The 1,932-nt window shown below is 65.7% G+C and carries 3 protein-coding genes; all 3 read right to left on the bottom strand.

From position 1 onward, the window contains the following. The coding region (lptA, locus tag K8I04_00740; protein MBZ0070249.1) for a lipopolysaccharide transport periplasmic protein LptA at window positions 1–710 on the bottom strand (710 nt) is incomplete at its 3' end. A gap of 4 nt (window positions 711–714) precedes the next feature. Beyond that, window positions 715–1,290: an LPS export ABC transporter periplasmic protein LptC gene (gene lptC / locus K8I04_00735; GenBank protein ID MBZ0070248.1), complete on the bottom strand. Its 576-nt coding sequence runs from the start codon at window positions 1,288–1,290 to the stop codon at window positions 715–717. Further along, entirely contained in the window at window positions 1,287–1,808 is a 522-nt protein-coding gene (kdsC, locus tag K8I04_00730) for a 3-deoxy-manno-octulosonate-8-phosphatase KdsC (protein ID MBZ0070247.1), read from the bottom strand. Before kdsC ends, lptC begins: the two co-directional genes overlap by 4 nt. Window positions 1,809–1,932 lie beyond the last annotated feature (124 nt).

Genomic DNA, 1,932 nt, shown 5'->3' with positions numbered 1-1,932 from the left:
GCGTTGTAGTCCGTGGCGTGGCGGACGGGGCGCAGGAATTCGGTGAAGATGAAGCCGGCGGGGGACTTTCGCAGATGCTTCCGGAGCGACCACCAGCGGTAGTAGAAGACGCGCTCGACCCAGGCGTCGGGGCACTCGAAGCGCGGGCAGAGGTCCATCACCCACTCGAACGATTGTTCATCGGGGATGTGTGATTCGACCGGCTCTCCCGGGAAGGCGTTGAAACCGGCGAAGTAGCCGCGCACGCGGTCACCGGGCGCGCCGGTGCCGGCATTGACGTGGTCGCGGGCGATATCGTAGATGATCCGCTCGCTGCGGAAGGTGTCGCCGGCCTGCTTCACCTCGGCCTTCTGCAGCAGGATGATCTGGTCTTCGCCGGCGTAGTATTCCATGCGCAGCGACTGCGCCTCGACGTCCCGGTCCTTGCCGTCCGGGCGCTGCCGGTAGGTGGCCGGGTTGCCCGTGGAGAAGGCCTTGGTGATGTCACCGTCCCGGGTGTGGACGGTGAGCTCGTCGCCGGTCAGCCGCAACGTCCCCTGGGTGATCACGACATTGCCGCGATAGACGCTGACGCCCTTCTGATCATCGAGGTCGGCGTGGTCTGCCTCGATGTGCATGGGCTGCTGACGGTCACTGCTCAGCGCCGCGGCCGGCGCCGGCAGAAAGGCGGTCAGTAGTAGCAGGAGGAGCGGGGCGATGCTCGGGTGCATGGGCTTAACGGGATCCTTGCGGTTGATGGACGGCGCGCACGCGCGACAGTAATTCTACCCGCCCCTGATCCAGATAGGCACGCATGCCGACGGCTTTGACCTCCAGGCCGACGCTGCGGTAGGTCACGGCGGCGTCGGTCTCGGCATAGTCGCGGTCGGGGAAGGCGGTCAGCCGCTCGGTGTAGAGTTCTGCCGGCCGCACGCCCGGCGCGGCGGCACGCAGGATTTCGACGGCGCCGGCGAGCCGCACCTCGGCGCCGCCGGCGCTGAGCCAGCCGGTCTTGGCGCGGATGCGCCAGGGTGGCTCGCCGGGACGGTACAGCTCCAGGTAGGGGTGGGTCAATGCGGTGCTGTCGTCGTCGGGGAAGTGCTCCATGCGCTCGGCCCATAACCGGTGCTGCAACCATCCAGTCGCGTCCAGCGTGGACAGGTCGACCTCTTCGACGAAGGCATCCGGGTCATGGCGCTGGCTGCCGTCCCGCGGCGCAAGGCCCTCCCGGGTCTGCTGATAGAGCCACCAACTCGACAACGCCGCCAGCACGACGAATAGCAGCACCCCGGCGTTGCGCGGCAGACTCAAAGATAGCTTTCCAACTCGGCCTGGAGTTGCCCGCGAGCCTCGATCAACAGTTCACACACGTCGCGGCCGGCGCCGCGGCCGCCACAGCTGGGCGTCTGCCAGTGGGCGTGTCGTTTCACGAAGGGATGTGCATCCTGCACGGCAATGGCCAGGCCGACCTGGGTCATCACCGGCAGGTCGACCACGTCATCGCCGACGTAGGCCGTGTCCTGCGGGTCGATGCCGAGTTTGGCGACGAGATCCCGGAAACAGGCCAATTTATCGTGCGCACCCTGGTAGACGTGCGCGATGCCGAGGTTGGCGACGCGGTGCTCGACGACCTTCGAGGTGCGGCCGGTGATGATGGCGATCTCCACGCCGTATTTCTTCAGCATCTTGATGCCGTGCCCGTCGCGGGAGTTGAAGGCCTTGTATTCCTGCCCGTCGTCGCCGATGAACAGCGACCCGTCGGTGAGGACTCCGTCGACATCGAAGATGACCAGTTTGGTGCGTGCGGCTTTTTCGAGGATGTCTTTCATGGTTGTTTTTGGGATTCGGGATTCGGGATTCGGGATTCGGGATTCGGGATTCGGGGTTCGGGATTCAGGGTTCGGGATTCAGGGTTCGGGGTTCGGGGTTCGGGGTTCGGGTTTTGCCGAATCC

Source organism: Gammaproteobacteria bacterium (assembly GCA_019911805.1).
Lineage (GTDB): Bacteria > Pseudomonadota > Gammaproteobacteria > Thiohalobacterales > Thiohalobacteraceae > JAHJQQ01.
The sequence above is the reverse complement of the archived record's forward strand: the minus strand, read 5'-3'. Positions and strand labels throughout refer to the sequence as shown.

Excerpts from the sequence above, each read along its gene's own strand:
- kdsC (MBZ0070247.1), bottom strand. The coding sequence starts at position 1,808 with ATGAAAGACATCCTCGAAAAAGCCGCACGCACCAAACTGGTCATCTTC.